Genomic DNA, 5,577 nt, shown 5'->3' on the forward strand with positions numbered 1-5,577 from the left:
ACTGGGCGAGCCCGGCGACCATCGCGACATTGAGCGCGCCGACGACGGGGCGGGCCATCAGACCGGGCGCGATGGTCGCCGGGCTCGCCCAGTTCGCCACCACCTTCCTGCTGACCTGGGCGTATGCCCGTCATGCCCGGCTGCGCAGGGACCGGGTCGCGCTGGAGCTCCGCTGGGTGACGCAGGAGATGATGCGGGGGCACGGCCGGTGACGGGCAATCAGCAGGGCTTGGCGCTGCTGCTGTTCGGCGTGTTCGTCGCCGCCACCCTCGCCATCACCACCTGGGCGGGCCGCCGGCGGCACGGCTCCCCGGAGGAGTTCTACGCGGGCGGGCGGCTGTTCTCGCCGATGGAGAACGGCTTCGCCATCGCGGGCGACTATATGTCGGCCGCCTCTTTCCTCGGCATCTCCGGCATCATCGCGCTCTTCGGCTACGACGGGGTGCTGTACTGCGTCGGCTTCTTCGTTGCCTGGCTGGTCGTGCTGCTCCTGGTCGCCGAACTGGTCCGCAACTGCGGCCGGTTCACCCTGGCCGACGTGCTCGCCGCCCGGATGGGCGAGCCCCCGGTCCGGATCGCCGCGGGCGTCTCGTCCGTCACCGTATGTGTGCTCTACCTCGTCGCTCAGATGGTCGGGGCGGGCAGCCTGATCGCCCTGCTGATCGGTGAGACCGGCCCGCGCGCCCGCGCCTGGACGGTCATTGGCGTGGGCACCCTGATGGTGATCTTCGTGGCGCTCGGCGGTATGCGCGCCACGACCTGGATCCAGATCGTCAAGGCGGTGCTGCTGATGGCCGGGGCGGCCACGCTCACCGCCCTCGTCCTGGTCCGCTTCCACGGGGACGTGGACGCGCTGCTCAGCGCGGCGGCGCGGCACAGCGGACACGGCCGGGACTTCCTCGCCCCGGGGCTCAAATACGGCGGCGGCTGGACCGCGCGGCTGGACTTCATCAGCCTCGGACTCGCGCTCGTCCTCGGCACCGCCGGGCTGCCGCATATCCTCTCGCGCTTCTACACCGTGCCCACCGCCCGCGCCGCCCGCCGCTCGGTCATCTGGTCGATCGGGCTGATCGGCGGCTTCTACCTGATGACCATCGTGCTGGGCTTCGGCGCCGCCGCCGTGCTGGGCAGCGACACCGTACGGACCGCCAACCCGGCCGGGAACACCGCCGTGCCGCTGCTCGCGCTGGACCTCGGCGGGGGCGCCGGATCGACCGGCGGCACGGTGCTGTTCGCCACCGTCGCCGCCGTCGCGTTCGCCACCATCCTCGCCGTGGTCGCCGGGATCACCCTGGCCTCCTCCGCCTCGGTCGCCCACGATCTGTACGCCTCGCTGAGCCGCCGCGCGACCGGTACGCCGCACAGCGAGGTCGCGGTCGCGCGGATCGCGGCCGTCGGGATCGGGGCGGCCGCCATCGGCCTCGGGCTGCTCGCCCAGGACCTCAATGTGGCCTTCCTGGTCGGGCTCGCCTTCGCGGTCGCCGCCTCGGCAAACCTCCCGGTGCTGCTGTACTCGCTCTTCTGGCGGCGGTTCACCACGCGCGGCGCGGTGTGGGCCGTCTACGGCGGGCTGCTCCCGGCCGTCGTGCTGGTGGTGCTCTCCCCAGTGGTCTCCGGCGGCCCGGAGGCGATCTTCCCGGGGGTGGACTTCCATGTCTTCCCGCTGGACAACCCGGGCCTGGTCTCCGTGCCCCTCGGCTTCCTGGCCGGCTGGCTCGGCACCGTCACCTCACCCCAGGCCGCGGGCGCCACCGGATCCGCCGCCAAGCACGCGGAGATGGAGGTGCGGGCCCTTACCGGGGCGGGAGCGGCCTGACGGGGGCGCGTGTGCCCCGGCGGGCACCCGTACGGCCGCCCTCGGGCCCGTACGCAGCCGCCCTCGGGCCCGTACGCAGCCGCCCTCGGGCCCGTACGCCTCACACCCATACGTAGCGGTGCTCCGGGCGCCCCGTCTCGCCGTACTTCAGGCTGAGCCGGACCCGGCCCGTGCGCTCCAGGAGCTTGAGATAGCGCTGCGCGGTCTGGCGGCTGAGCGAGGACCGCTCGGCGACCTCCTGCGCCGACAGCGGGCCCTCGGCGCCCCGCAGCACCTCCCGCACCAGGTCGGCCGTGAGCGCGGAGTGGCCCTTGGGCAGCTCCGCCGGACCGGCCGAGGCGCCGCCCAGGGCGCCGAAGATCCGGTCCACCTGGTCCTGCCCGGCCTCGCCGCCGCCCTCCAGGGCGCGGCGCAGCGCCGCGTAGCCCTGCAGCTTGGCGCGCAGCCCGGCGAAGGTGAAGGGCTTGACCAGGTACTGGAGCGCGCCGTGGCGCATCGCCGCCTGCACGGTCGCGATATCGCGGGCGGCGGTCACCATGATGATGTCGGTGTGGTGGCCGCGCTCGCGCAGCCGCCGCACCAGGGCGAGGCCCGTCTCGTCCGGCAGATAGTGGTCGAGCAGCACCAGGTCGACCTCGACACGGTCCAGGAAGGCCAGCGCTTCGGCGGCCGTATGCGCCTGCCCCGCGACGCGGAAGCCGGGCACCTTCTCCACATACGCCGCGTTGACCCGGGCCACGCGCACGTCGTCGTCCACGACCAGCACATGAATGGCGCCGCTCGCGCCGCGCGCGCGGTTCACGTCCGTCACCTCCGTACCTCCCTCATCGCGGCTCTCCTGCCGCGCTCAGCCGGGGCCCGCTCGGCTCCTCGGCCAGCGCCTCGGGCAGCACCACCGTGAACTCCGCGCCCCCGCCGTCCCGGTCGGCCACCCGCACGCTGCCGCCCTGCCGCTCGGCGAGGCGGCGCACCAGCGCCAGGCCGATGCCGCGTTTGCGGTGCGCGGGCGGTTCCTTGGTCGACCAGCCCTCGGCGAAGACGACGTCGCGCCGGTCGGCCGGGATGCCGGGCCCGCTGTCGGAGACCCGCAGTACGACCGTGCTGTCGTCGGCGGCCAGCTCCACCTCGACCATCGGATCGGCTGTTCCGGCCGCCGCGTCCAGGGCGTTGTCGATGAGGTTGCCGACGATCGTGACCAGGCCCGGCGGGTCCACCAGCCGGTTCGGCAGCAGCGTCCCCGGGGCGATGCGCAGCGAGACGCCGCGTTCGGCGGCGACCGTGGCCTTGCCGACCAGCAGGGCGGCCAGCAGCGGGTCGTGGACACGCTCGGTGACCTGCTCGGCCGTGGCCCGGTGCACCCCGACCGCCTCGGTGACGAACTCCACAGCCTCCTCGTACAGCTCGAGCTCCAGCAGTCCGAGGAGGGTGTGCAGGTGGTTGGCGTGCTCATGGTCCTGGGCGCGCAGCGCGTCGATCAGCCCCTGGGTGCCGTCCAGCTCGCGGCCCAGCCGCTCCAGCTCGGTGCGGTCGCGCAGGGTGGCCACGGCCCCGCCGTCGTCCGTCGGCATGCGGTTGGCGACCAGCACCCGGCCGCCGCTGACGGTCAGCAGATCGGATCCCGTGACCCGCCCGGCGAGCACATCGGTGGTACGGCCCGGCGTCAGCACCTCGTCCAGCGGCCGTCCGGTGTCCTCGGCGCGCAGGTCCAAAAGCCGCTGCGCCTCGTCGTTGACCAGCCGGATGCGGCCGCGCGCGTCCAGGGCCAGGACCCCCTCGCGGATGCCGTGCAACATGGCCTCGCGCTCGGCGAGCAGCGCGGAGATATCGGAGAAGGCCAGGTCGTGGGTGCGGCGCCGGAGCCTGCGGGCGACCACGTACGCCGCCACCGCGCCCACCGCGAGCGTGCCTCCCGCGTACGCGAGCAGCCCGGGCACCGCGCCGATGAGCCGGTCGCGCACGCTCTGGTACGAGATGCCGACCGAAACGGCGCCGACGATGCGGCCGTCCTCGTCGCGCAGCGGGACCTTGCCGCGGGCCGAGCGGCCGAGCGTGCCGTTGTCGATCTCCATGACCTCCTGGCCGGCGAGGGCGTCGCTGGGGTCGGTGGAGACATGCCGGCCGATCTCCTCGGACGAGGTGTGCGACCAGCGCACGCCCCGCTTGTCCATGATCACGACATACTCGGCGCCGGTCGCCCGGCGGATCCGCTCCGCCTGGTCCTGGACGGGGCCGTGGGGGGTGGGCCGGGTGCGTACGAGCGCGTCGGGGAGCCCCGGGGCGGAGGCCGTGGTCTGGGCGATGGCGAGGGCGCGGCGCATGGCCTGGTCGTCCAGCTGGGAGCTGAGCCGGGCGAGAAAGAGGCCGGTCGCGAGGACGATGACGCCCGTGGCGATGGTCAGCTGCATCAGCAGCACTTGGGAGAAGACACGGCGGGGCCAGCCGATGCGCCACCTTGGGGCCTCGGCACGCGGCCCCCTGGGTATCGCGGCGCTCATGGCAAGGAGGGTAACCAAGCACAGGTCCGCGGCACGGCGCCAGGCAGTGCCTTGCGCCTAAACCGGCGCCGCTCTCGCGGACGTGGTCGCTCGCCGTGGGGGTTCCTCAACTGATGGTTGCGTCACGGCTGCGGCTGCGGCTGCGGCCGTGACGGCGACGGTCGGCGCCGGGCGCCCGGCGCGCACCGCCCGCACGCCGATGACGTCCATACGGGCCGGGGAGCCCAGCACCGACCCACAGCTCTCCGGCCGCGGCGGCGCGTCGGCGATCTGCACGACGCCGACCCGCCACCGCCGTCCGTCGGCGTGCTCGACGGTGACGTTCCAGGCGGGGGCGGCGCCCTCGGTCCGCAGCACGGTCAGCGCGTCCGCCCCCGACTCGCCGGTCAGCTCGCGGACCGCCAGCTCGGCGGCCTGGCCGGGACGCTCCCAGGTGGACCGGCCGCGGCAGCCCTCGGTGACGACCCTGCCCTCGCGCAGCGCGTCCAGGACGTCCTGCACGGACCGCGCGGTGGCCCGCCCGTAGGCGTATCCGTACGGCAGCACCATGAGCGTCGGCGAGAAGCGGTGGCCGCCGATGTGGGTGATCTCCCAGGTGCCACGCACCCCGGAGGCGGTGAGCTCGGCGGCCAGCGGCCGGCCGAGCAGGGCGCAGCAGCGGTCGCGCTTGCCGTTGGTGCACACGAGCACCAAGGGGTCGCCCGTGTACGTCTCCCACCCCTGGTCGGGGCCCGCAGCGGCGGGGCGCAGACCGGCCGGGTCGCCCGCGCCCAGCGCGGCGAAGTCGAGGGCGAGCAGCCGCTCGGGCTCGGTGAGCGCGGTCGTACGGATCCAGGAGTGGCCCGGGCGGGTGTGCGCGACGAAAACACGCTGCTGGGGGTGGGTGTGGCAGTCGGCGTGCCGGCCGGGGCGCCGGATCAGCGCGACGCGGACGCCGGTGCCCTTCGTGGCGCGCTCCAGCGCGCGGCCGACGGCCGGGGCCAGATGGCTGGCGGTCAGGGCTTCGGCACCCCAGGGGCCGGGCTGTTCGAGCAGCAGCCAGGTGGTGGCGGCGGTCGCCGTCCCGGCGAGCGGCTCGGACAGATCACGGGAGGCGGTCGCGCACGTGCTCACGAAGGTAAGCCTAACCTCTCTTGTGACCTTGGACCTCCGAAGGAGCGCCTTCGGCGGCGAGAAGCACGTTTCTGCCGGTCGCGGTCGGGTTCCGTGGCGGCGGACAGGGCGGGAAAATGGCGTTCGCGGGCTTGAGGGGGGCTCGTACGGGGG

General features: G+C 74.1%; 5 protein-coding genes. 2 read left to right on the top strand and 3 right to left on the bottom strand.

Annotated features, from left to right (window positions below):
• Together CCN51_RS46390 and CCN51_RS46395 are read left to right on the top strand one after the other, a co-directional pair.
• On the top strand, positions 1-212 hold a 212-nt coding region (locus CCN51_RS46390; protein ID WP_245881821.1), incomplete at its 5' end, for a DUF485 domain-containing protein.
• On the top strand, positions 209-1,816 hold the full coding sequence (locus CCN51_RS46395; protein ID WP_014175891.1) for a solute symporter family protein: 1,608 nt from the start codon (positions 209-211) through the stop codon (positions 1,814-1,816). The genes CCN51_RS46390 and CCN51_RS46395, both read left to right, overlap by 4 nt.
• A gap of 100 nt (positions 1,817-1,916) precedes the next feature.
• Here CCN51_RS46395 and CCN51_RS46400 read toward each other — a convergent pair whose 3' ends face one another.
• From CCN51_RS46400 to CCN51_RS46410, 3 genes are read right to left on the bottom strand one after another with little or no spacing between them, the layout of a single operon-like run.
• Positions 1,917-2,627: a response regulator gene (locus CCN51_RS46400; protein ID WP_014175890.1), complete on the bottom strand. Its 711-nt coding sequence runs from the start codon at positions 2,625-2,627 to the stop codon at positions 1,917-1,919.
• 13 nt (positions 2,628-2,640) lie between these two features.
• Positions 2,641-4,311, bottom strand: a complete 1,671-nt coding sequence (locus CCN51_RS46405; RefSeq protein ID WP_055413922.1) for an ATP-binding protein — start codon at positions 4,309-4,311, stop codon at positions 2,641-2,643.
• Between the two features lie 57 nt (positions 4,312-4,368).
• A complete protein-coding gene (locus CCN51_RS46410; protein ID WP_014175888.1) occupies positions 4,369-5,424 on the bottom strand; it encodes a ferredoxin family protein in 1,056 nt (351 codons plus the stop codon).
• Between the last annotated feature and the right edge of the window lie 153 nt (positions 5,425-5,577).

The sequence above is a fragment of the Streptomyces milbemycinicus genome (assembly GCF_002154605.1).
Taxonomy (GTDB): Bacteria; Actinomycetota; Actinomycetes; order Streptomycetales; family Streptomycetaceae; genus Streptomyces; species Streptomyces milbemycinicus.